Raw genomic sequence first — 23,007 nt, forward strand, 5'->3', positions numbered from 1 at the left:
GCACTTCCCATTCTCGCGGCTCGTACAGGCTTGCGGCAACGAGCAAATCCCCGCGCACGGCTGGAAATCCCGGTACACCGCCGCTATCCCTGCCCACCGCACCGCCCTCCGATACCCGGGTGATCCGTCCCGTCCCCCGCGGCCCCGGCGGCCGTGCCGGCTACCCCTGCACGGCGAGGACCAGCGGGAACACCGCGTCGGCCCCGGCCCTGCGCAGCAACCGCGCGGCCACCGCCAGCGTCCAACCGGTGTCCGCGAAGTCATCCACCAGGAGCACCGGACCGCCGGCCGACGCCAACGCCTCGGCCAGTTCCGGCGGCACCACCAGCGTGCTGTGCAGGGCCCGCAGCCGTTGGGCGCTGTTGCTCCGCGGGATCCTCGTCCCGGGGTCGTCGTCCATCGAGGCCACGGTGCCCAGGAACGGCATCCGGCCCACCGCCGCGATCCGTTCGGCGAGCGACCGGATCAACTGCGGGCGGCTGTGCGAGCCGAGGCTGACGACGCCCGCCGGGCGCGCCGGGGCGTCCGGGGCCCCCGAGGCCCAGCCCCCGGGACCCTTGGCCCAGTCGGCGAGCACCGTCACCACCGCGGATGCCACGTCGTCGGGCACCGGACCGTCCGGCGCCTGCGGGGCGAGCATCGGCCGCAGCCGGTTGCCCCACCCGATGTCCGAAAGCCGCCCCAACGCACGGCCCGTCGCGGCCAGTTCACCCGCCGGGATCCGACCCTTGAGGTCGACGCCGACGGCCGGCAGCCCCGTCGGCCACATCCGCCGCGGTTCCACCTCGACGCCGGGGCGGCCCAGCTCACCACGGGCCGCGTCCAGCGCGGCGGCGGACACCTCCGGGGTGAACCGCGCTCCCGCGCAGTTGTCGCACCGGCCGCACGGGGCCGCCTCCTCGTCGTCCAACTGCCGCCGCAGGAACTCCATCCGGCACCCCGACCCCGCGGCGTAGTCCCGCATCGCCTGCTGCTCGGCCGCCCGCTGCCGCGCCACCCACGCATAGCGCTCCGCGTCGTACGCCCACGGCCGGCCGGTGGCCGTCCAACCGCCCTTGACCCGGTGGACGGCACCGTCCACGTCGAGCACCTTGAGCATGATCTCCAGGCGGGAGCGGCGGAGTTCGACCTGCGGCTCCAGCGCCGGCAGCGACACCGGCCGGTCCGCCGCCGCCAACACGTCCAGCGTCCGCCGTACCTGCTCCTCCGGCGGGAACGCCAGCGAGGCGAAGTACTTCCAGATCGCCTCGTCCTCCCGGCCCGGCAGCAGCAGCACCTCCGCGTGCTCGACACCGCGGCCGGCCCGGCCCACCTGCTGGTAGTACGCGATCGGCGACGACGGCGAACCCAGGTGCACGACGAACCCCAAGTCGGGCTTGTCGAAGCCCATCCCCAGCGCGGACGTCGCCACCAGCGCCTTCACCCGGTTGGCGAGCAGGTCGTCCTCCGCCTGCTGACGGTCGGCGTTCTCCGTCTTGCCGGTGTACGAGGCGACCGTGTGCCCCCGGTGCCGCAGGAACGCGGTGACCTCCTCGGCGGCCGCGACGGTGAGCGTGTAGATGATCCCCGAGCCCGGCAGGTCGTCCAGATGGTCCGCCAGCCACGCCAGCCGGTGCGCGGCGTCCGGCAGCGGCAGCACCCCCAGGCTCAGGCTCTCCCGGTCCAAGGGCCCGCGCAGCACCAGGGCCTCGGCGGCGCCCTCACCCGTCCCCAGCTGCTCGGCGACGTCGGCCGTCACCCGGGCGTTGGCGGTGGCCGTCGTGGCGAGCACCGGAACCCCGGGCGGGAGATCGGCCAGCATCGTGCGCAGCCGCCGGTAGTCCGGACGGAAGTCATGGCCCCAGTCGGAGATGCAGTGCGCCTCGTCCACCACCAGCAGCCCGGTGGCCGCCGCGAGCTTGGGCAACACCTGATCGCGGAAGTCCGGGTTGTTGAGCCGCTCGGGGCTCACCAGCAGGACGTCCACCTCACCGGCCGCCACCTCGGCCTGCACGGTGTCCCACTCCTCGGTGTTGGCGGAGTTGATGGTGCGCGCCCGGATCCCGGCGCGGGCCGCCGCGTCGACCTGGTTGCGCATCAGCGCGAGCAGCGGCGAGACGATCACCGTCGGCCCGCTGCCGCGCGCCCGCAGCAGCGCCGTCGCGACGAAGTAGACCGCGGACTTGCCCCAGCCGGTGCGCTGCACGACCAGGGCACGGCGGTGGTCGGCCACCAGCGCCTCGATCGCCCGCCACTGGTCCTCGCGCAGCCGGGCCGTCCCGCCGGGATCCCCGACGAGTCGGCTGAGGACGGCATCGGCCGCGGCACGCAGGTCTTCGTTGCTCATGCCCCCATGCAACCCGATGTCACTGACAACGCGCGAACCCCCACCTCGAACTGTGGAAAACCGCGCCGGTCGAGAGTTATCCACAGGGGTCGCGGAACCCCGCACGACCGCGGGATCTTCGAGCCATGAATCCGCACAGCGAACCGCACGAGCCGCACTCCGACGACCCCCGCGCCGACGGCGCCCCCTCGCCCGACGACAACGGCGCCCCCGACCGCGGGAGCCGAGTGCCCGGCCCCCGCGGTCGGGGCAGCACCCGGCCCGGCACCGGAGGCGACCCCGCACCGCCGACCACCACGCCCGGCCCGGACCCGTCCCGCCCGCCGACCCCCGACCGCACCCCCGGCACCCCCTACGACCCGCCGACCCCCGCCCTCTCCTGCAGCGCCTACGGACCACCCACCACCGACCCCGCCGCACCCCACACCCCGGCCGACCCCACCGACGGATCCGGATCCCCCGACGCGGCCGCGAGCCCGCCCGCCGCACCCCAGGTCGTCCTGCGCGGCCCCGCCGAGCTCGCCGACGCACTGCCGTACCTGCTCGGCTTCTACCCGGACGACAGCATCGTGATGGTCGCCCTGCACGGCGAGCGCACCCGCTTCGGCGGCCGGCTGCGCCTCGGCATCCCCGCCGACCCGTCCCACTGGCCCGACGTCAGCGACCAACTCGCCGACTCCCTGATCTCCGGCGCCCGCAAGCGCACCGACCGCCTCGTCGGCATCCTCGTCTTCCTCTGCAAGGAACCGGCGCCGGGTGAGAGCGGCCGGGACGTCAAGGAGCGTCTCCGCCCCCTGGCCCAGCGACTGCGCACCGCCTGCGGCGCCCTGGACGTGCCCGTCCTGGAAGCCCTGTGCCTCTCCAACGGCCGCTACTGGTCCTACTGTTGCCCCGACTACCGCTGCTGCCCCGCCGACGGCACCGCCCTGTGCCTGCCCGGTACGTCCGTGATGGCCGCGGCCGCCGCCTACGCCGGCATGCAGGTGCGCGGCTCGCTCAAGGAGATGGAGTCCCGGCTCGCGCCCCGCACCGGCCGGCGCGGCACCGACCAGGAGGAGGCGCTCGACACCGCCGCCTCCGAACTCCTGCCGCAGATGCTCCGACCGGACGGCGTCACCACCGTCCACCGCGCCACCCTCCGACTGGCCACCGCCATGATCCACCGGTTCCGCCAGGACACCCCCGCCGGCAGCAACCGCGCCCGCGACGCCTGCGACGACGCACTGATCACCGACGCCGAGGCCGCCACCCTCATCCTCGGCCTCCAGGACCGCGCCACCCGCGACCGGGCCGCGGAATGGATGGACGGCCCCGACGCCGCCGCGGCGCTCCGCCTGTGGCGCGCCCTGGCCCGCCGCTGCACCGGCGGCTACGTCGAACACGCGGCGGCGCCCCTGACCCTCGCCGGCTGGGTGTGCTGGTCCACGGCGGACGGCCCCTCCGCCCGCGTCGCCCTCAGCCGAGCCCTGGCCGCCGACCCCGACTGCCTCTTCGCCCAACTGCTGCACCGCGCCATCAACGAGGGCCTGGACCCCGAGCCGCTCCGCCGCTGCCTGCGCCAACAGCGCGACGAGACAGAGGCCGCCGCCGGCGGCGGCACCGCCACGCCGGGCCGACGACGATCCACCAAGCGGCCGGCACCCTCGCGCCCGGCGAACGCCACCCGCTCCCGCGGGCCACGCGGCGGCACCGGCCCCCGTCCCCGCACGACCGACACCCGCCGGACGGGGAAGGACGGTGACCGAAGCCGACAGTGACCGCACCGGGCCGGGCACGGCCGGCGTGACCTGGGCGCCGGCCGCACCGTTCACCTGAGTGGCGTAGGCCGTATTGGAGCCCCGACCTCACCAGGGAGCGCAGAGCGTGCCAGGGATCGTCCCCCTCACCCAGGCCCACCGAACCACCACGGAACGGCACACCCCGCCGACCCGTCCGCCCCAACCCCAAGCGGTCCATGCGGTGCTCGTCTGCATGGCCCTGCCGTCGCTCGCCGTGTCGCCCCCCACGGGCCAGCTGACCGGCCAGGGACTGGACGGCTGCTACCGCGACGGCCGGCGGATCCTCGCCCGCTGCGAAGTACGCGTCGCGGGCGAGGAACCCCTCGCCGTCCAGGGGCGGTTGGTCGGCGCGGACCGTGCCCACTTCACCGGCGTGATCCGCAGATCGGGCGAGTGCGGGCCGGACCCGGAGATCCGCATGGAGCGCCTGCGGTCCGCCGACGGCACCGAGCGGATCACCTTCCACAGCAGCGCCACCCGCCCCGTCCGACTGCCCGTCGAGATCCACCTGGGCACCGACCTGGCCGACCTCGGAGCGGCCGCCGTCGGCCTCCCCGGCGCCGAACTCCGCGCCGCCGTCCACGGATCCGGCCTCCGCTGGTCCGGACGCGGCGCCCACGCAGTGGTGACCGCCACCCCCGCGCCCCAGGACGTCCTCGCCGCTGTGGGCCTACTCCGCTGGGAACTCGACCTGCCGCCCGGCGGCCGACGCACCATCGAACTCCACCCCCGCCTGGAGAGCGGCCCGGCCGGCCCGCCCAGTCCGGTCAGGCGGAACGGCGGAACCCTCGTCCCCGGCCCCCGCACCGGCCACGCCGGCCCCCGCAGCCGACACGATCGGCCCCCGCGGTCCTGGTCCGCCGGCCGCCTCGAATGCGACGACCCCCGGGCCGACGCCCTCATGGCGGGCAGCCTCGACGACCTGCACGGGCTGCTCATGCGCGACCCGGCCCTGCCCACCGACGTCTTCGTCGCCGGCGGCTTCCCCTGGCGCTGCGGCCTCGCACCCGCCGAGGCCCTCTGGACCGCCCGGATGCTCCTCCCACTCGGCACGCGGCTCGTCGCCAGCACCCTGCGCACCCTCGCCCGCACCCAACAGGCCACCCCGGGAGCGGATTTCGGCCGAATTCCCGGCCCGCTCCGGGACGCCGGACCACACGCCCCGGCCGGGTGCACCGGCATCGAAGCCACGCTCCTCTTCCCGGCCGTCCTGGCGGAGGCCCGCCGCTGGGGCCTGCCCGACGAGGAGACCGAGCGACTGCTACCCGCCGCCGCACGCTGCCTCCAATGGCTGCGCACCGCCACCGACCCACGCGGCGCGGACCGCGGCGGCTACCTCCCCGACCCCGCACCCGACGGCCCCTACCGCTGCGAAACCCAGGCCCACGCTCACCGTGCCGCCGTCCTCGGCGCCGACCTCCTCGACGCCTGCGGATCCCCCGGCGCCCCCGAGCTCCGCGACTGGGCGGCGGAACTGCGCGCCCGCTTCCGCACCGACTTCTGGGTGGACGACCGCAGTGGCGGCCACCCCGCCGCCCTGCTCACCGGCGACGGCCGCCCCGTCCCGCACCTCGGGGCCACCGCGGCCCACCTCCTCGACACCGGCCTGCTGGGCGGCGGCGCCTTCGCCCCCGGCCTGCTGGACGCACCCCAGACCGATCAACTGTCCCGACTGCTCCGCGGCCCCGCCCTGGACTCCGGCTGGGGCCTGCGCGGACTCGGCGCGAAGGAGAGGGGCTACAACCCCTTCGGCCACCGCAGCGGAGCGGTCCGCGTCCACGAAACCGCCGTCGCCGCCATCGGCCTGGCCGCCGCCGGCCACGAAGCCGCCGCCGGAGCCCTGGCCAAGGGACTCCTCGACGCCGCCGAGCACTTCGGCTACCGCCTGCCGGAGATGTTCGCTGGGGAGCAGCGCACGGCCGGCAGCGTCCCCGTCCCGCACCCTGCGGCCTGCCGTCCCGCAGCCCTCGCGGCGGCCGGCGCGGTGCAGATACTCATCACCCTCGCCGGACTGCGCCCCGACGTGCCGGCCGGCACGGTCGCCGTCCGCCCGCTCGGCAACGCCCCGCTCGGGGCGGTGCAACTGACCGGACTGACCATCGCCGAGCACCCCTTCGCCGTGCGGATCAGCCGCCTCGGGATGGGCATGGTCGAGGAAGCCGCGGACGGTCTGCAACTGAGGGCCTGACGCCCGCATGACCTGTTTATCGTCAGGCGGACGACTATGATCACGACATGCCTCCCTACGACCCGTCGGCCTTCCCGCCCTTCGCTGTCACCGTCGACCTGGTCGTGCTCACCGTGCGCCGCCACGCCCTGTGCGCGCTGGCGGTACGCCGCGGTGAGCCGCCGTTCCAGGGCCGCTGGGCCCTGCCCGGCGGGTTCGTCCGGGCCGACGAGGACCTGGCGGAGGCGGCCGCGCGGGAGCTCGTCGAGGAGACCGGCCTGCACGCGTACCCGCCCGAGGGCAGCCCGCCGCCCGCGTACGGCGCGCACCTCGAACAGCTCGCCACCTACGGCGATCCGAAGCGCGACCCCCGCATGCGCGTGGTCAGCGTCGCGCACCTGGTCCTCGCCCCCGACCTGCCCGCACCCCGGGCCGGCGGGGACGCCCACAGCGCCCGCTGGGCCCCCGTCGAAACCCTCCTGGACCAGGAGAACAACACCCACGCCCGCGAAGGCGACCTGGCCGCCCCGCTCGCCTTCGACCACGCCCGCATCCTCACCGACGGGGTGGAACGCGCCCGATCCAAGATCGAATACTCCTCGCTCGCGACGGCCTTCTGCCCGCAGGAGTTCACCGTCGGCGAGCTGCGCCGCGTCTACGAAGCGGTCTGGGGCGTCGCCCTCGACCCGCGCAACTTCCACCGCAAGGTGACCGGCACCCCCGGCTTCCTGGTCCCCACCGGCGGCACCACCACCCGCCAGGGCGGCCGCCCGGCCCAGCTCTTCCGCGCCGGCGGCGCAACCCTGCTCAACCCACCGATGCTGCGCCCGGAGGTCTGACCCACCCCCGCGCCCCGCACGGACCGGTGCCGTCCCACGGCAGCCGAGCCCTCCCGCCACCACCGGGCCGGGTTGCTGGCTTGCGCCCTCGGGCGGCGGCCAGCCACCAACCTCCGCTGCGCGCCACCTGCCGGTTCCCGGGCTTAGATGCTCCTCACCGTCAACGAGCCGCCACCGAACCCACCGTCCTCGGTGACCTCGGCACTCCAGCGGCACCGGCGACCACCGCATGCCCACCCCCACCGTGATGCCGGAACCCGGCGACCCCGCGACGGTGAATCCCCAGGCGACTTCACCGACACCGCCACATTTCCGCCCCACGGTCATCACCCGGCCCGCCAGGCAGCACCCGGCAACTCCCCGTCCACCCGTCCCAACTGACCGCCGGGCACGATGGCGCACCACGACAACGACGGCCCGCGCCACGGCACCCTTCCCACGTCCGCCCGCCGCGCACCACCTGGCGTCCGGAAGTGATCGACGCACACCGTTCGCGCCGTCATCCAAAGCCCCAACCGGCCCCGGTCATAAGGCGGTTGCTGCCCCTGGCTCTGGTCTGCGCTTATGTGTTCACCGTGCTAACGCGATGGCGGCCCTGTGTGACCAAAACGCCCGCTTTCAGGCCCCGTTGTTGCGCCCGCTGCCCACAACTCGCCCCCGAAAGCGCATTTCTTTCCGATAAAGCGTCAATTGCGAGATAACGGGCGATCACCCTTTCGTGTGCTTTTCACCAAAGACCTCAAGGCCGTTCAGCGTGCCGCCGACAAAAGATGCGTGAGTACCCTTGCGCACACCATGATGACCGCGGCTCGCCCCGGCGACACCGGCCTCGCAGGCCCCGGCGAGCTTGACCGCTATCCCTACGCCAACGCTGCCAACGCCGCCAACGCGACCGGCCAGGAGCGCTCGGAGCGCGTCTCCTCGGTCTGGGACGGCTCCGAGACAGACATCGGCCGGGTCGGCCGACGCGCGGCGGGCAGCCGCGGTCGCGGCCTGCACGGCCAACTCGTCCAGCAGCTCGGCCAGATGATCGTCTCCGGTGATCTCGGCGCCGACCGTCCGCTCGTCCCCGAGGAGATCGGCCAGCGCTTCGAGGTCTCCCGCACCGTCGTCCGCGAGTCACTGCGCGTCCTCGAGGCCAAGGGCCTGGTGAGCGCGCGCCCGAACGTCGGCACCCGCGTGCGTCCGGTCAGCGACTGGAACCTCCTCGACCCCGACATCATCGAGTGGCGTGCCTACGGGCCGCAGCGGGACGACCAGCGACGCGAGCTGTGCGAGCTGCGCTGGACGATCGAACCGCTCGCCGCCCGGCTCGCCGCCGGCCACGCCCGGGAGGACATCCAGCAGCGGCTCGCCGACATGGTCGAGATCATGGGCCACTCCGCGGCCCAGGGGGACACCATGACGTTCGCCCGCGCGGACGCCGAGTTCCACACCCTGCTCCTCCAGCTCGCCGGCAACCGCATGCTCGAGCACCTCGCGGGCATCGTCACCTCCGCCCTGCACGTCTCCGGCGGAGCCAGCGGCGGCTGCGAGCGGCCGGTCGAGACGTCCGTGGGTCAGCACATGCGGGTGGTCGACGCCATCGGTTCCGGCGACGCCACCGCCGCCGAGTCCGCGATGCGCCAGCTCCTCGCCTCCCACGGGGAGAACGGCGGTCAGGGTGCCGGCACCCCCGCGGACCACGTCGTCCCCGCGCCGCGCGAGCACTGAAGGCGCGTACCCGACCACGTGCGGACCGTAAGCACCGCGCGCGCTCGTGCTCCGTATGCCGCTGTCGAGGGCGCGCCGTACGTACCGAAGGAGCACAAGATCGCCGGATCCGGGCCCTCTACCGGATCCGGCGGAAGGTTTTGAGAGGATTGCATGGCATATGGCGGGGAAGGGGTCGTTATGGGGTGTGACTCGGGCCACGCAGATTGGGCGTAACGCTCTCGGGGGGAGCGCGATGACGTAAGAGGTGATAGCCGAGGAGGGAATACGAGCGGCGTTCGTGGCGCTGTTCAACTCCCCGGTTGCCCCTGCGCCGTCGGTCCATCCCCACCGGCGGTCGTCGGCTCCGATCCACAGTGGACGGGGTCGGAAGCCGTTTCCATCGTTCCGAGAGGTTGTTCGTGTCGGCCAGCACATCCCGTACGCTCCCGCCGGAGATCGCCGAGTCCGAGTCTGTGATGGCGCTCATCGAGCGGGGAAAGGCAGATGGGCAGATCGCCGGCGATGACGTGCGTCGGGCCTTCGAGGCTGACCAGATTCCGCCAACCCAGTGGAAGAACGTTCTGCGCAGCCTCAACCAAATCCTCGACGAGGAGGGTGTGACGCTGATGGTCAGTGCCGCAGAGGCGCCCAAGCGCACCCGCAAGAGCGTCGCAGCGAAGAGTCCGGCGAAGCGCACCGCCACCAAGACCGTCGCGGCCAAGACCGCCACGGTGAAGAAGACCACCACCGCCGCGACCGCCGCCCCCATGGCGGACCCGGCCGCCGGTGAGTCCGAGCCCGCCAAGAAGGCCGCGGCGAAGAAGACGACCGCCAAGAAGGCGGTCGCGAAGAAGACCACGGCCAAGAAGGCCACGGCCAAGAAGACGTCGTCCAAGAAGGACGTCGACGACCTGCTCGAGGACGAGCTCACCGAGGAGACCCCGGCTCCCGGCAAGGGCGAGCCCACCGAGGCCGAGACCGCCGAGAACGCCGGCTTCGTGCTGTCGGACGAGGACGAGGACGACGCCCCCGCCCAGCAGGTCGCCGCGGCCGGCGCCACCGCCGACCCGGTCAAGGACTACCTGAAGCAGATCGGCAAGGTCCCGCTCCTCAACGCCGAGCAGGAGGTCGAGCTCGCCAAGCGCATCGAGGCCGGCCTGTTCGCCGAGGACAAGCTCGCCAACAGCGACAAGCTCGCGCCGAAGCTCAAGCGCGAACTGGAGATCATCGCCGAGGACGGCCGCCGGGCGAAGAACCACCTGCTGGAGGCCAACCTCCGCCTGGTCGTCTCCCTGGCCAAGCGGTACACCGGTCGCGGCATGCTCTTCCTGGACCTGATCCAGGAGGGCAACCTCGGTCTCATCCGCGCGGTCGAGAAGTTCGACTACACCAAGGGCTACAAGTTCTCGACCTACGCGACGTGGTGGATCCGCCAGGCCATCACCCGCGCCATGGCCGACCAGGCCCGGACCATCCGTATCCCGGTCCACATGGTCGAGGTCATCAACAAGCTGGCCCGTGTCCAGCGCCAGATGCTCCAGGACCTGGGCCGCGAGCCCACCCCGGAGGAGCTGGCCAAGGAACTCGACATGACCCCCGAGAAGGTCATCGAGGTCCAGAAGTACGGCCGCGAGCCGATCTCCCTGCACACCCCGCTGGGCGAGGACGGCGACAGCGAGTTCGGTGACCTCATCGAGGACTCCGAGGCCGTCGTCCCGGCCGACGCGGTCAGCTTCACGCTCCTGCAGGAGCAGCTGCACTCGGTGCTGGACACCCTCTCCGAGCGCGAGGCCGGCGTGGTGTCCATGCGCTTCGGCCTCACGGACGGCCAGCCCAAGACGCTCGACGAGATCGGCAAGGTCTACGGCGTCACCCGTGAGCGGATCCGCCAGATCGAGTCCAAGACCATGTCGAAGCTGCGCCACCCGTCGCGCTCCCAGGTGCTGCGGGACTACCTCGACTAGCCGTAACGGCCCACCGCGCCGCGAGCCCGGCCCTCCACTCTGTGGGAGGCCGGGCTCGCGGCCGTCCGGGTGCGGGGCGCGCCCGTTTGGGTCACTCTGGGTGGGTGACCGCTGTCCCAGAGTCAGGAGTCCGTATGCGCCCGACCATACGCGCCGCCCTCGGGGCCCTTGCGCTGATCCTCGCTGTGCCGTCCGCGGCGGCCGCGGATGAGTCGGTGGTCGGGGGGAAGCCCGTTCGCCCCTCGCGGAGCCCCTGGGCGGTCGCCCTGGCTTCCCATCAGCGGTTCGGAGAGCAGCGCTCCGGTCAGTTCTGCGGCGGTGTCCTGGTCGGGCACGCCACGGTGGTCACGGCCGCGCACTGCCTGGGGCGGGAAGTGCTGGGACTGCCGTGGCAAGAGGTGAAGGACCTGCGCGTCGTCGTCGGGCGCAACAACCTCACCGCCAAGGAAGGGCAGGAGGTCAAGGTCGCCAAGGTGTGGATCCATCCGCACTACAACAGCTGGACCAACGAGGACGACATGGCGGTCATAGCCCTCCAGGAGCGCGTCCCGAATCAGCCGATCCGGATAGCCCCCCCGAACGACGGCGTCTACGAGGCGGGAAACACCGCCACCGTCTACGGGTGGGGCGACATGACAGGGGACGGCAGCTACGCGTCCCGGCTGCGGTCGGCGAGGGTGAACGTCCTGCGTGACACGGTGTGCGCGCAGGCTTACCCGGGAAGTGCCGACGGGACGTACAACGCGGCCTCCATGCTCTGCGCGGGAGAGCCGAAGGGCGGGCGGGACGCCTGTCAGGGGGACAGTGGGGGCCCGCTGGTGGTGCGGGGGCAATTGGTGGGGCTGGTGTCGTGGGGGACCGGCTGCGGGCGTGTGGGCAGCCCGGGGGTGTACACGCGGGCTTCCGCGCTCCTCCCGGCGGTTTTGACGCACGGCGCCGGCTGAACGGCTCACGGGACCCGTAGGCGCTGCAAAAGGGACGAGTACGGGCGGCCTCCCCGGTGGTGCCGGAAAGACCGCCCGCCGCACGGCACTGGGCCGCTACTCGCTCGTCGTGGATGCGAAGTGTCAGCGTTCCTCTTCGGACGCAGACTGCGGAGTGGTGGTGAGCCGCTCCGTCTCGTCCTGTATTTCCGCGGCGATCTTCTTGAGTTCTGGCTCGAACTTGCGGCCGTGGTGGGCGCAGAAGAGCAGTTCTCCGCCGGACATCAGGACGACGCGCAGGTATGCCTGGGCGCCGCAGCGGTCGCACCGGTCAGCGGCCGTCAGCGGGCTCGCGGGTGTCAGAACAGTAGTCACGTCGCCTCTTCTCTAGCTCGACGAGCTGTCGTACCAGGGTCAACATCCAACCAGGCCGAAAACGTTCCCGCTCGTGCCTTTTCCCCGAAAATTTCTTTCGAGGGAGCCGGGTGCTGCCGGGTGGCGGCGAATGAGCCGTATTGCGTGGTGGTCTGATTCACGTTGGTTGCTGAAGTCTGTCCCCCCGGCTGGCTTGCCGGTTGTTGATGAGGACGTGCCCGGAGCCTAAATGGTTCATGCCTCGAAGGGAACGTGATGTGCACGTCACTCGGACGTCACCCCATCGAGCGATCGAACGTACGAGCGAAATTCTACTACCATGGTCACGCTCACGGGTGGCGTCACATCGGCTCTACTAGGCCTCGGTACCCTCTCACCGGCGACACCGCCACAACCGAGTCCGCGGAATGCGGACTGCCAGAAATTCAGCGAGGAGCGAACCGCGTGACCGCCGAGATGTCCGTGCCGTCCACCGCAGTGCTGACCGGGGCAGACCGGGACGGTTCCAACTACACCGCGCGGCACCTGCTCGTCCTTGAGGGTCTGGAAGCCGTCCGGAAGCGTCCCGGCATGTACATCGGCTCGACGGACAGTCGCGGACTGATGCACTGCCTGTGGGAGATCATCGACAATTCCGTCGACGAGGCGCTCGGCGGCTACTGCGACCACATCGAGGTGATCCTCCACGGCGACGGGTCCGTGGAGGTCCAGGACAACGGCCGCGGCATCCCCGTCGACGTCGAACCCAAGACCGGGCTCAGCGGCGTCGAGGTCGTGATGACCAAACTGCACGCCGGCGGAAAGTTCGGTGGTGGCTCGTACGCCGCCTCCGGCGGTCTGCACGGCGTCGGTGCCTCCGTCGTCAACGCGCTCTCCGCGCGGCTGGACGTCGAGGTCGACCGCAACAGCAAGACGCACTCGATCAGTTTCCGCCGCGGCGTCCCCGGCACCTTCGCCAAGGCCGGCCCGGACGCCCCCTTCGAGCCGGCGAACGGGCTCCACAAGGGCAAGCGCATCACCAAGACGAAGACCGGCACCCGCGTCCGCTACTGGGCGGACCGGCAGATCTTCCTCAAGGACGCCAAGCTCTCCCTGGAGACGCTGCACGCCCGCGCCCGCCAGACCGCCTTCCTGGTGCCGGGCCTGACGCTCGTGGTCCGGGACGAGCGCGGCATCGACGGCGCCGGGAAGACGGAAGAGACGTTCCGCTACGACGGCGGCATCAGCGAGTTCTGCGAGTACCTCGCGCAGGACAAGGCCGTCTGCGACGTCCTGCGGCTCACCGGCCAGGGCACCTTCAAGGAGACCGTGCCGGTCCTGGACGAGCGCGGCCACATGACGCCCACCGAAGTCACTCGGGAACTGGGCGTCGACATCGCCCTCCGTTGGGGCACCGGTTACGACTCGACGCTCAAGTCGTTCGTCAACATCATCGCCACCCCCAAGGGCGGCACCCACGTCGCCGGCTTCGAGCGGTCCGTGACGAAGACGGTCAACGAGGTGCTGCGGTCCAGCAAGCTGCTGCGCGTGGCCGAGGACGACGTCGTCAAGGACGACGCCATGGAGGGCCTCACCGCCGTCGTGACGGTGCGGCTCGCTGAGCCCCAGTTCGAGGGCCAGACCAAGGAGGTACTGGGCACTTCCGCCGCGTCCCGGATCGTCGCGCAGGTCGTCGGCAAGGAACTCAAGGCGTTCCTGACCTCCACCAAGCGGGACGCCAAGCAGCAGGCGCGTTCCGTCCTGGACAAGGTCGTCGCCGCGGCCCGTACGCGCATCGCCGCACGCCAGCACAAGGAGGCCCAGCGTCGGAAGACGGCGCTGGAGTCCTCGTCGCTGCCGGCCAAGCTGGCCGACTGCCGCAGTGACGACGTCGACCGGAGCGAGCTGTTCATCGTCGAGGGGGACTCGGCACTCGGCACCGCCAAGCTGGCCCGGAATTCAGAGTTCCAGGCGCTGCTGCCGATCCGCGGCAAGATCCTCAACGTCCAGAAGTCGTCGGTTTCGGACATGCTGAAGAACGCCGAATGCGGCGCCATCATTCAGGTCATAGGGGCTGGATCCGGCCGTACCTTCGACATCGACGCCGCCCGCTACGGGAAGGTCATCTTCCTCGCCGACGCCGACGTCGACGGCGCCCACATCCGCTGTCTGCTGCTGACGCTGTTCCAGCGCTACATGCGGCCGATGGTCGAGCAGGGCCGGGTCTTCTCCGCCGTCCCGCCGCTGCACCGAGTCGAGTTGATCAACCCCAAAAAGGGCCAGGAGAAGTACATCTACACGTACTCGGACAACGAGCTGCGACAGACCATCCTGGAGCTCCAGCGCAAGAACGTCCGCTACAAGGACAGCGTGCAGCGCTACAAGGGTCTCGGTGAGATGGATGCCGACCAGCTCGCCGAAACGACCATGGACCCGCGCCACCGCACGCTGCGTCGCATCAACATCAGCGATCTCGAAGCCGCGGAGAAGGCGTTCGACCTCCTGATGGGCAACGAAGTCGCACCGCGCAAGGAGTTCATCACCAACTCCGCCGCGACTCTGGACCTTTCGCGCATCGACACCTGAGCCGGCACCCGCGCGACACGGGCGTCTCTCCACCCGCGGGTGGAGAGACGCCCGTCGGCATTTCCACCCGCGCCCCACCCTGGCGCCGATCCAGGAGGCCGGGTCCTCTCCGTAGCGTCGGGAACGTCGAAAATTCCCGTTCCACGGAGGCTCAGGCCATGAGCGGCTTGCTCAACATCGCTGTGCTCATCGCAGTTGTCGCGATCGTCTTCGCCCGGCAGTTCACGGCGCAGCGCATCACGTCCGAAGGCCGGAAATGGTGGCTCATGCCAGTCATCCTGATCTTCATGGGACTGCGGCAGCCCGGTCTCGTGGACCCGTCGCACCGCGCCACCTCCGTGGTGCTGCTGATCGTGACCCTGCTGATCGGCCTGGCCAGTGGTGCGGCATGGGCGTGGACGACACGCATCTGGACGGACGAGAACGGTGCGGTCTGGACCAAGGGAACCTGGGCGGCGGCAGGAGTGTGGCTGGGCGGCATGGCCCTGCGTCTGGGGCTCATGGGCATAGCGGCTGCCTTCGGCGTTCACCAGAGCAGCCAGACGACGCTGCTGTCCGTAGCTGCGATGCTGCTCACCCGTGCCGGCGTCACTGCGTGGCGGGCCCAGGGAGCGCAGCAGACGTACCGTGTCCCTGTTGCGGGCTGAGCCCCTGCGCCCCGCACCGAAAGGACCCGACGTGCCGTCGAACGCCTGGACGAGATGGCCGCTGCGGGAGTCACTCACCCATGAGGGCCTGAGCGAGACTCGTCTGTGGATCGGCCGTGGCGTCCGCGTCCTGGTGATCGCCGGCATGCTCTGGGCCACCTTCGGGAGGGGCACCTTCGACGGTTGGGGGCTGGCTGCAGCGGGCGCCGCATTGGGCATCGCCGTGGTGGCGTTCCGGGGCTTCTTCCGCATGACGTTGCAGCGGCGGCTCTGGCTCTCCATCGGATTGTTCGTCGTTCTGGAGGCCGCGGCTTTCGGCTTCTTCCTGGTCGGCGCCCGTCTGCCGGCGATCGTGCTGTGGTGCGCCTGCGCCCTGACGGCGATGGAACGACTGCCCCTCAGGGCCGCGGTGCCGTGCTCTGCCGTTGCACTCGGTGCGTTCGCCGCGGTGAACAACGGCAACTGGCTGACCACTACGGTGACTGCGGTGGGCCTAGCCCTGGCCGGCTATGTCGTCCGCCTCGATGCCGAGGCGCGGGGGAACGCTCAGAGGCTGTTGACTCAGGAGCGTGCAGCCCGTAAAGCCGAGGCAGAATCGGCAGCGCTCGCTGAACGGGGCCGGATCGCACGCGAGATCCACGACATCCTCGCGCACAGCCTCAGCGCCCAGTTGGTGCACTTGGAGGCGGCCCGGCAGTTGATCCAGCGCAGCGCCGACCTGGAGGCAGACCGTGATCAGCTCCTGGAGCGGGTGGTGGCCTGCCGTGGAATGGCGCGAGAAGGGCTTGACGGCACGCGTGAGGCCCTTTCTGCACTGCGCGGAGAGATGTCCCCGGTCGAGGACTTCCTGCGCCGCCTGACGGCCGCTGAAGGCGCGCAGCTGGACGTCGTGGGCGAGCAGCGCGCACTGACCGCGGAGGCGGGGCTCACGGTGCGACGGGTCGCGCAGGAGGCGCTGACGAACGTGCGCAAGCACGCACCGGGTGCCCAGGTCCGGGTGCGGTTGGAGTACGCCGACGCCAACGTGGGACTGGTGGTGCGTGACCGGGGCGGTCGAGGCCAACCGGGGGAACTCGGGCAGAGCGGTTCCGGGTACGGTCTCCTCGGGATGCGGGAGCGGGCCGAACTCCTCGGCGGAACTCTGGAGTCCGGCCCTGATGAGGAGGGTTTTGTGGTGCGGTTGTGGGTGCCGGCATGACGGCGCGTACTACGGCGCGCGTGGTCGTGGCCGATGACCAGACGGTGGTCCGCGAAGGCATCGTGATGCTGCTGGGACTGCTGCCGGGCATTGAGGTTGTCGGTTCGGCCGCCGACGGTGACGAGGCCGTCCGCATGGTCGCTGAACTTGGCCCCGACGTTGTCCTCATGGACTTGCGGATGCCGCGCTGTGACGGTGTTGAAGCCACCCGCCGCATCCGCACGGATCACCCGGGAACCCAGGTCGTCGTGCTCACCACGTATGCCGACGACGACTCGCTCTTCCCTGCCTTGCAGGCCGGCGCTCGTGGATACCTCACCAAGGACGCGGACGGGGACGAGATCGTCCGCGCCATCGACGATGTGCTCTCGGGCGAGGCCGGGTTGTCGCCGAAGATCCAGCGTCGCCTGCTGGAGCGCATCGCCGAACCTGCCCCGGGCCGCCCCTCACCACCCGATGAGCCGCCGGACGGGCTCACGGCGCGGGAGGTCGACGTCCTGCGTCTCGTTGCGGGAGGGCAGACCAATCCCGAAATTGCCCGGACCTTGCATGTCTCCGCAGCGACCGTGAAGACCCACATCAACAATCTCTTCGCCAAGGCCGGACTGCGTGATCGGGCGCAGGCGATTCACTATGCCTATCGGCACGGCCTTGCCGATCCTCCAGGTACGTCAGCGTCGTGACCGGTTGTGGTGACTCGTCTGCGCTGCGGGATGAGCAGGCGCTGTTGGCGGCGGCGGTTCGGCGGTTCTGATCTGAGTTTTGCGCCGGAGGCGATCTGCAGAGACGGACGCCGGGCGGCGTCCACTTCGTGGGGCTTCGGCAGGGCTCTTCGAAGCATGGTCAAGCCGGTGCCAGGAGCGGAGTTGGGGTTATCCACAGCCTCTGCGGTGGCGCGTTGGGCGTGCGTAATCTCGCGAGGTCAGGTGCGAGAGCCAGTGGGTGTCTCGTGCCCGTTCGTCACGCCGCGGATCACCGTGCGTGGTGACGGAACCAGCTGAGTGCGCGCGATGGCCGCGTGCGGAGGGGAGCGCAGGCGTGTGTGCTGTGGTGGGTCGTGCAGGGACGGCCGGAGCGGTGGTGCGAGGCACCGGGTATCGGGCCATCGGCTTGCGCGCCGCAGGGCTGGTGTTGGGCCTCGGATGTGGCGCTGCGCTGGGACTGGCCCTGGGGATCGTGTTGGCTCGTGCCGTTGGGGCACATGGGGAGCCAGCCAGCGAAACGTGTCAATCGAAGCGAGGTGGGGAGGCCGCCGGGCCGGAACCGCCCCGGACGTCAGCGCGGCGGCAGAGCCGGTACGAGAGGCCCCCCGGCGGCAGCGCTGCCTGCAAGAGCGGTGATGGACGCGACCGCCATACGCGTCGGTGGACCGAGCGGCGCACCACAGCTGGCGGGCGCCGGAGCGCCATCGGTCCGCTGGTCGATTACCACGCGCCAGGCGCGGCCGTCGGTGTGCGCGACAGTAATCGCCCAACTGCGAACGGAGCCCGCAGAAGCCCCGGCAGCGGGAGACTCGCCGTCGGCATCCCCCGGTTCGGGCCGCACCGAGTCGGTCCCTACGACGTCGAGTGCGTCCGCGCGCCATTCCCGAAGCAGTTTACGGACCGCGAGGTCAGCGACCTGGGCCGGTCGGTCCCACGTCGAGCGGCCGCGGCACTGGTCGAGGGCGACGAGGCCACCACGCGCCGCTTCCACGACATTCTCGATGAGCTCAGCCGTGACGCGACCGTAGGCGTAGCCGTAGGGGAGGACAAAAAGGGTGGGGGAGAAGCGGTGGCCGCCGATGTGTGTCACCTCCCAGGTAACGCAGCCCTCGGCGGCCAGGCGGGCGGCCAGCGGGCGGCCGAAAAGCGCGCAACAGCGATCCCGTTTGCCGTTGGTGCACACCAAGACCACAGGTTCGCCGGTGTACGGCTCCCACAGGCCACGATGGTCTCCGGCTCCCGCGGCGCTGAAATCCAGGCCGAGCGCGGCCCGCACATCGGTGACGGTGGTGGTGCGGATCCAGGAGTGGCCCGGCGCGGTGTGCGCGAGAAAGAGCCGGCGTCGGGGAGCGCCATGAAGGTCGGCGTGGCGTCCGGGACGGCGGATGAGAGCAACACGTACGCCAGTGCCGTCTGCCGCGGCTTCCAGGGCCCGGCCGAGGTCCGGGTCGAAGTGGCTGTCCGTCAGCGCCCTGGCACCCCACGGCCCGGTTTGTTCGATCAGAAGCCAGGTCCGGGCGGTGGCTGCCGTTCCGGCGAGGGGTTCGGCGGCGTCGAGAGAAGCGCTGGTGCATGTGCTCACGAAGGTGAGCCTAACCCGGAGCTCCATGTCCGGAATGCCGGAAGAGTGGCGAGGCAAGCTACGACCAGTGGCGGTGGCGTGTGCGGCTTCCGGTACAGCGGAGTCGGGCACGGAGGCCGACGGCTGCGGCGCCGACCGGTGAGCGCGAGGCGCCGGCGGCCAGCGTCAGCCAAACCCCCTGTGGATCAGCGGAAGCCCTGAGCACGGGGCGAGTGGCCTGCTTCAGATGGTCGGCGCGGTAGTCCTTCCAAGTCGGCAGGGTTCGAAGATGTGAGTGCGCCTTGCGGGGTGGTCGGGGGCGTCCGGGTGCCCGGTGCGTCACGGCGGGTGGTCGCGATCGTGGCACGTTTGGCCCGGGGGATCGAATGGGGTGAAGCAGGTCGGGCCGCGACGTAGGTGGTCCGTTACGATCGACAGCCGTCCGCCACCGGGCCGTGCGGCCCGCCGCCCGCTCCATGGAGGCGCTCCCTTGGCCACGCAACAGATCCCGGTCGTCGTCCTCGCGGGCTTCCTGGGGTCAGGCAAGACCACCCTCCTCAACCATCTGCTGCGTGCTGGCGACGGCACCCGGATCGGCGCGATCGTCAATGATTTCGGCAGCATCGAGATCGATGCCATGACGGTCGCCGGGCAGGTGGACTCGATGGTCTCGCTCGGCAACGGGTGCCTGTGTTGTGCGGTCGACACCAGCGAACTGGACGACTATCTGGAGCGGCTGGCTCGCCCTGCCGCGCGTATCGACGTGATCGTCATCGAAGCCAGCGGGTTGGCCGAGCCGCAGGAGCTGATCCGGATGATCCTTGCGAGTGACAACGACCGCATCGTCTACGGAGGGCTGATCGAGGTCGTCGATGCCGCGGAATTCGACGACACCCGTGCGCGGCACCCCGAACTCGACCGGCACGTGGCGATCGCCGATCTCGTGGTACTCAACAAGGCCGACCGGATCGAGGACGAGGCGCGTCACGAACTGATCGGCAGGCTCGCGGATCTTGCTCCTGGTCGGCCGGTGCTCTGTACGGCCTTCGGGCGGATCGATCCGGAGATGTTCTTCGACCGCGGGCCGGGGGAGGACCGCGATGCCACCGTACGCCAGCTGTCGTTCGAAGATCTGCTGCGTGAGGCTTCCGCTGACAGGGTTCCCGGGCGGAGTGAGGAACCAGGCGATGAGCGTGATCACTTGGGCTGTTACGCATGCGACCACGACCACGCCGGGCATCTCCACGCCGTTTACGAAAGCGTGGAGTTCGTGTCCCGCGAGCCGATGCATCCCCGTCGGCTGATGGAGTTCCTTGACAGCCGTCCCGGAGGCCTCTACCGCATTAAGGGGTTCGTCCACTTCGACGTCCCGGAGAACCGCCAGAAGTTCGTGCTGCACGCGGTCGGCAACTTCCTGCGCTTCTTTCCCGAGCCCTGGGCGAAGAGGGAGGAGCGGACCACCCAACTGGTGATGATCGGCAGCGGGATCGACGCCCCGGCGTTGCGTAAGGAGCTGGAGAACTGCCGCCAGCTGATCCCTGAGGAGGCTGACGAGAACAGCATGTGGGGTGTGCTGAGGTACGTGCCTTCGCGGGAGGAATGAAGTGGGGCGGGGGAACTGGTTATGGCCTGTCCACTCCGTCCGCTCGTCCTACGTTGCCCCTGCCGGCTGCGGTCACAGGAGGGAGAAACAGCGGCATGCCCCCGGCGCCCTCCCCGTCGAGGTGATCCCCCGCCTACGAATGACGCCGCCGAGGTGGCTCTTCACCATCCCGGCGGCGTCGCGTACCCAGCTCGTCGTGGTTACACGGGACCGGCCAGTGCTGCCACCTTCGTGGTCAGTGGCATGCCGGAGCCGTCCCGGCGCGGATCTGGTTCCGGCAGTTCCACAGCCGCGCCCTTGGCGTCGGCGGCCCGCACCGGTGCCGAGCCGGCCCAGGCCATCGTCAGGCAGTCCTCGCCCTTGAGGAACCGCTGGCAGCGCACGCCACCGGTAGCTCTGCCCTTGCGCGGGTACTGGTCGAACGGCGTCAGCTTGGCCGTGGCCACCGAATCGTCCAGCGTGCCGTGCGACCCGGCGACCGTGAACACCACGCCGTCCACGGCCGGATCGACCGCCGCGAAGGCGATGACCTTCGCGCCCTCGCCCAGCTTGATGCCCGCCATCCCGCCCGCCGGCCGGCCTTGTGGTCGGACTTGCGACGCCGGGTAGCGCAGCAACTGTGCCTCGTCGGTGATGAAGACCAGGTCTTCCTCCCCGGTGCGCAGCTCCGCCGCGCCCACGATGCGGTCGCCGTCCTTGAGGGTGATGACCTCCAACTCGTCCTTGTTGGACGGGTAGTCGGGCACCACCCGCTTCACGACGCCCTGTTCCGTACCGAGGGCCAGACCCGGCGAGGACTCGTCCAGGGTCGTCAGGCACACCAACTGTTCGCCGTCCTGGAGGCTCAGGAACTCCGAGATCGGGGCGCCACCGGAGAGGCTGGGCGTCGTGGTGTCCGGAAGCTGCGGCAGGTCGATCACCGACAGCCGCAGCAGCCGCCCGTCGGACGTCACCGCGCCGACCTCACCGCGTGCGGTCGCCGGCACCGCCGAGATGATCACATCGTGCCTGGCGCGCCTGGCGTCGGGATCGAACGCCGTTTCCGCCGTGGTGGTGCGCGCCAGCAACCCCGTGGAGGACAGCAGCACCCGGCACGGGTCGTCGGAGACCTCCAGCGGTACGGCGGCGACCGGGGCCCCCGCCGACTCCAGCAGGACCGTCCGGCGCGGCGTGCCGTACTTCTTGGCGACCGCCGCCAGCTCGCCGGAGACCAGCTTGCGGAGTTCGGCGTCCGACTCCAGGATCCGGGTCAGTTCCGCGATCTCGGACTCCAGCCGGTCGCGCTCGGCCTCCAACTCGATCCGGTCGAACTTGGTCAACCGGCGCAGCGGGGTGTCGAGGATGTACTGGGTCTGCACCTCGCTCAGCGCGAAGCGGTCGATCAGACGCTCCTTGGCCTGGGCGCTGTTCTCGCTGGAGCGGATCAGGCGGATGACCTCGTCGATGTCCACCAGGGCGGTCAGCAGGCCCTCGACCAGGTGGAGCCGGTCGCGCCGCTTGGTGCGGCGGAACTCGCTGCGTCGGCGCACCACGTTGAAGCGGTGGTCGACGTAGACCTCCAGCAGCTCCTTGAGGCCCAGCGTCAGTGGCTGCCCGTCCACCAGGGCGACGTTGTTGATGCCGAAGGACTCTTCCATCGGCGTGAGCTTGTAGAGCTGCTCCAGCACGGCCTCGGGGTGGAAGCCGTTCTTGACCTCGATCACCAGCCGCAGGCCGTGCTCGCGGTCGGTGAGGTCCTTCACGTCCGCGATGCCCTGCAGCTTCTTGGTCCCCACCAGATCCTTGATCTTGGAGATGACCTTCTCCGGGCCGACCGCGAAGGGGAGTTCGGTGACGACCAGGCCCTTGCGGCGGGCGGTGACGTTCTCCACCGCGACCGTCGCACGGATCTTGAACGTGCCGCGGCCCTTCTCGTACGCGTCCCGCACCCCGCCCAGGCCCACGATCCGGCCGCCCGTCGGCAGGTCCGGACCGGGCACGAAGCGCATCAGGGCCTCGAGATCGGCGTTCGGGTGCTTGATCAGGTGGCGGGCTGCGGCGATCACCTCGCCGAGGTTGTGCGGCGGCATGTTCGTGGCCATGCCGACGGCGATGCCGGACGTCCCGTTGACGAGGAGATTGGGGTACGCGGCGGGGAGGGCGACCGGCTCCTGCTCCTGGCCGTCGTAGTTGGGCGTGAAGTCGACGGTGTCCTCTTCGATGGACTCCGTCATCAGGGACGTCGCCGACGCCATCCGGCACTCGGTGTACCGCATCGCGGCGGGCGGGTCGTCGTTGCCCAGGGAACCGAAGTTGCCGTGCCCGTCCACCAGGGGCAGCCGCATCGAGAACGGCTGCGCCATGCGGACCAGGGCGTCGTAGATCGACGCGTCACCGTGCGGGTGGAGCTTGCCCATCACCTCACCGACGACCCGGGCGCACTTCACGTACCCGCGCTCGGGCCGCAGGCCCATCTCGTTCATCTGGTAGAGGATGCGGCGGTGCACGGGCTTGAGACCGTCGCGGGCGTCCGGCAGGGCGCGCGAGTAGATGACCGAGTACGCGTACTCGAGGAAGGATCCCTGCATCTCGTCGACGACGTCGATGTCGAGGATCCTCTCCTCGAAGTCGTCCGGCGGCGGGGTCTTCGTGCTGCGGCGGGCCATCGCGGCTGCGGCTCCTT

General features: G+C 70.7%; 15 protein-coding genes. 11 read left to right on the top strand and 4 right to left on the bottom strand.

Translation table 11 applies throughout. The features are described 5' to 3' along the window. Window positions 1-160 precede the first annotated feature (160 nt). The gene (locus ACJ6WD_RS32785) at window positions 161-2,326 is read right to left on the bottom strand and encodes a RecQ family ATP-dependent DNA helicase (RefSeq protein WP_407617102.1); all 2,166 of its coding nucleotides are present in this window, start codon (window positions 2,324-2,326) and stop codon (window positions 161-163) included. Window positions 2,327-2,451: 125 nt separating this feature from the next. Here ACJ6WD_RS32785 and ACJ6WD_RS32790 point away from each other — a divergent pair, with 125 nt between their 5' ends. From ACJ6WD_RS32790 to ACJ6WD_RS32815, 6 genes are all read left to right on the top strand, one after another. After that, window positions 2,452-4,083: a DUF4192 domain-containing protein gene (locus tag ACJ6WD_RS32790; protein WP_407617103.1), complete on the top strand. Its 1,632-nt coding sequence runs from the start codon at window positions 2,452-2,454 to the stop codon at window positions 4,081-4,083. Between the two features lie 214 nt (window positions 4,084-4,297). Continuing rightward, window positions 4,298-6,292, top strand: a complete 1,995-nt coding sequence (locus ACJ6WD_RS32795; protein WP_407617110.1) for a glycogen debranching N-terminal domain-containing protein — start codon at window positions 4,298-4,300, stop codon at window positions 6,290-6,292. 47 nt (window positions 6,293-6,339) lie between these two features. After that, a complete protein-coding gene (locus ACJ6WD_RS32800) occupies window positions 6,340-7,110 on the top strand; it encodes an NUDIX domain-containing protein (protein WP_233660310.1) in 771 nt (256 codons plus the stop codon). 720 nt (window positions 7,111-7,830) lie between these two features. Further along, window positions 7,831-8,823 (top strand): FadR/GntR family transcriptional regulator, encoded by a 993-nt coding sequence (locus tag ACJ6WD_RS32805; protein WP_055583220.1) that lies wholly within the window; start codon window positions 7,831-7,833, stop codon window positions 8,821-8,823. Between the two features lie 395 nt (window positions 8,824-9,218). Then, window positions 9,219-10,769 carry an RNA polymerase sigma factor gene (locus tag ACJ6WD_RS32810; protein ID WP_078488660.1) on the top strand — a complete coding sequence of 517 codons (1,551 nt, stop codon included), beginning with the start codon at window positions 9,219-9,221 and terminating at the stop codon, window positions 10,767-10,769. Window positions 10,770-10,903: 134 nt separating this feature from the next. Continuing rightward, window positions 10,904-11,713 carry a serine protease gene (locus ACJ6WD_RS32815; RefSeq protein ID WP_233660312.1) on the top strand — a complete coding sequence of 270 codons (810 nt, stop codon included), beginning with the start codon at window positions 10,904-10,906 and terminating at the stop codon, window positions 11,711-11,713. A gap of 123 nt (window positions 11,714-11,836) precedes the next feature. Here the strand turns inward: ACJ6WD_RS32815 and ACJ6WD_RS32820 are convergent, their stop codons facing one another. Beyond that, window positions 11,837-12,067, bottom strand: a complete 231-nt coding sequence (locus ACJ6WD_RS32820) for a hypothetical protein (RefSeq protein ID WP_016572951.1) — start codon at window positions 12,065-12,067, stop codon at window positions 11,837-11,839. 444 nt (window positions 12,068-12,511) lie between these two features. On the opposite strand from ACJ6WD_RS32820, the gene ACJ6WD_RS32825 reads away from it, so the two are divergent. The 4 genes from ACJ6WD_RS32825 (at window position 12,512) to ACJ6WD_RS32840 (ending at window position 17,160) form a co-directional block, all read left to right on the top strand. Beyond that, the gene (locus ACJ6WD_RS32825) at window positions 12,512-14,632 is read left to right on the top strand and encodes a type IIA DNA topoisomerase subunit B (protein WP_233660313.1); all 2,121 of its coding nucleotides are present in this window, start codon (window positions 12,512-12,514) and stop codon (window positions 14,630-14,632) included. Between the two features lie 158 nt (window positions 14,633-14,790). Beyond that, window positions 14,791-15,279, top strand: coding sequence for a DUF1453 domain-containing protein (locus ACJ6WD_RS32830; RefSeq protein ID WP_407617104.1), 489 nt, complete (start codon window positions 14,791-14,793; stop codon window positions 15,277-15,279). A 31-nt stretch (window positions 15,280-15,310) separates the two neighbouring features. Continuing rightward, the gene (locus ACJ6WD_RS32835; RefSeq protein ID WP_407617105.1) at window positions 15,311-16,477 is read left to right on the top strand and encodes a sensor histidine kinase; all 1,167 of its coding nucleotides are present in this window, start codon (window positions 15,311-15,313) and stop codon (window positions 16,475-16,477) included. Next, the gene (locus ACJ6WD_RS32840) at window positions 16,474-17,160 is read left to right on the top strand and encodes a response regulator (RefSeq protein WP_407617106.1); all 687 of its coding nucleotides are present in this window, start codon (window positions 16,474-16,476) and stop codon (window positions 17,158-17,160) included. The genes ACJ6WD_RS32835 and ACJ6WD_RS32840 overlap by 4 nt, the downstream gene beginning before the upstream one ends. Before the next feature lie 592 nt (window positions 17,161-17,752). Here the strand turns inward: ACJ6WD_RS32840 and ACJ6WD_RS32845 are convergent. Beyond that, window positions 17,753-18,763: a sucrase ferredoxin gene (locus tag ACJ6WD_RS32845; protein ID WP_407617107.1), complete on the bottom strand. Its 1,011-nt coding sequence runs from the start codon at window positions 18,761-18,763 to the stop codon at window positions 17,753-17,755. A 469-nt stretch (window positions 18,764-19,232) separates the two neighbouring features. Between ACJ6WD_RS32845 and ACJ6WD_RS32850 the strand changes: the two genes are divergently transcribed. Next, a complete protein-coding gene (locus ACJ6WD_RS32850) occupies window positions 19,233-20,345 on the top strand; it encodes a CobW family GTP-binding protein (protein WP_376446153.1) in 1,113 nt (370 codons plus the stop codon). Between the two features lie 200 nt (window positions 20,346-20,545). Here the strand turns inward: ACJ6WD_RS32850 and ACJ6WD_RS32855 are convergent, their stop codons facing one another. Next, window positions 20,546-22,990 (bottom strand): DNA topoisomerase IV subunit A, encoded by a 2,445-nt coding sequence (locus tag ACJ6WD_RS32855; RefSeq protein WP_331249766.1) that lies wholly within the window; start codon window positions 22,988-22,990, stop codon window positions 20,546-20,548. Between the last annotated feature and the right edge of the window lie 17 nt (window positions 22,991-23,007).

It is taken from the genome of Streptomyces sp. VTCC 41912, assembly GCF_045799175.1.
In the GTDB taxonomy this organism is placed as follows: Bacteria; Actinomycetota; Actinomycetes; order Streptomycetales; family Streptomycetaceae; genus Streptomyces; species Streptomyces albulus_C.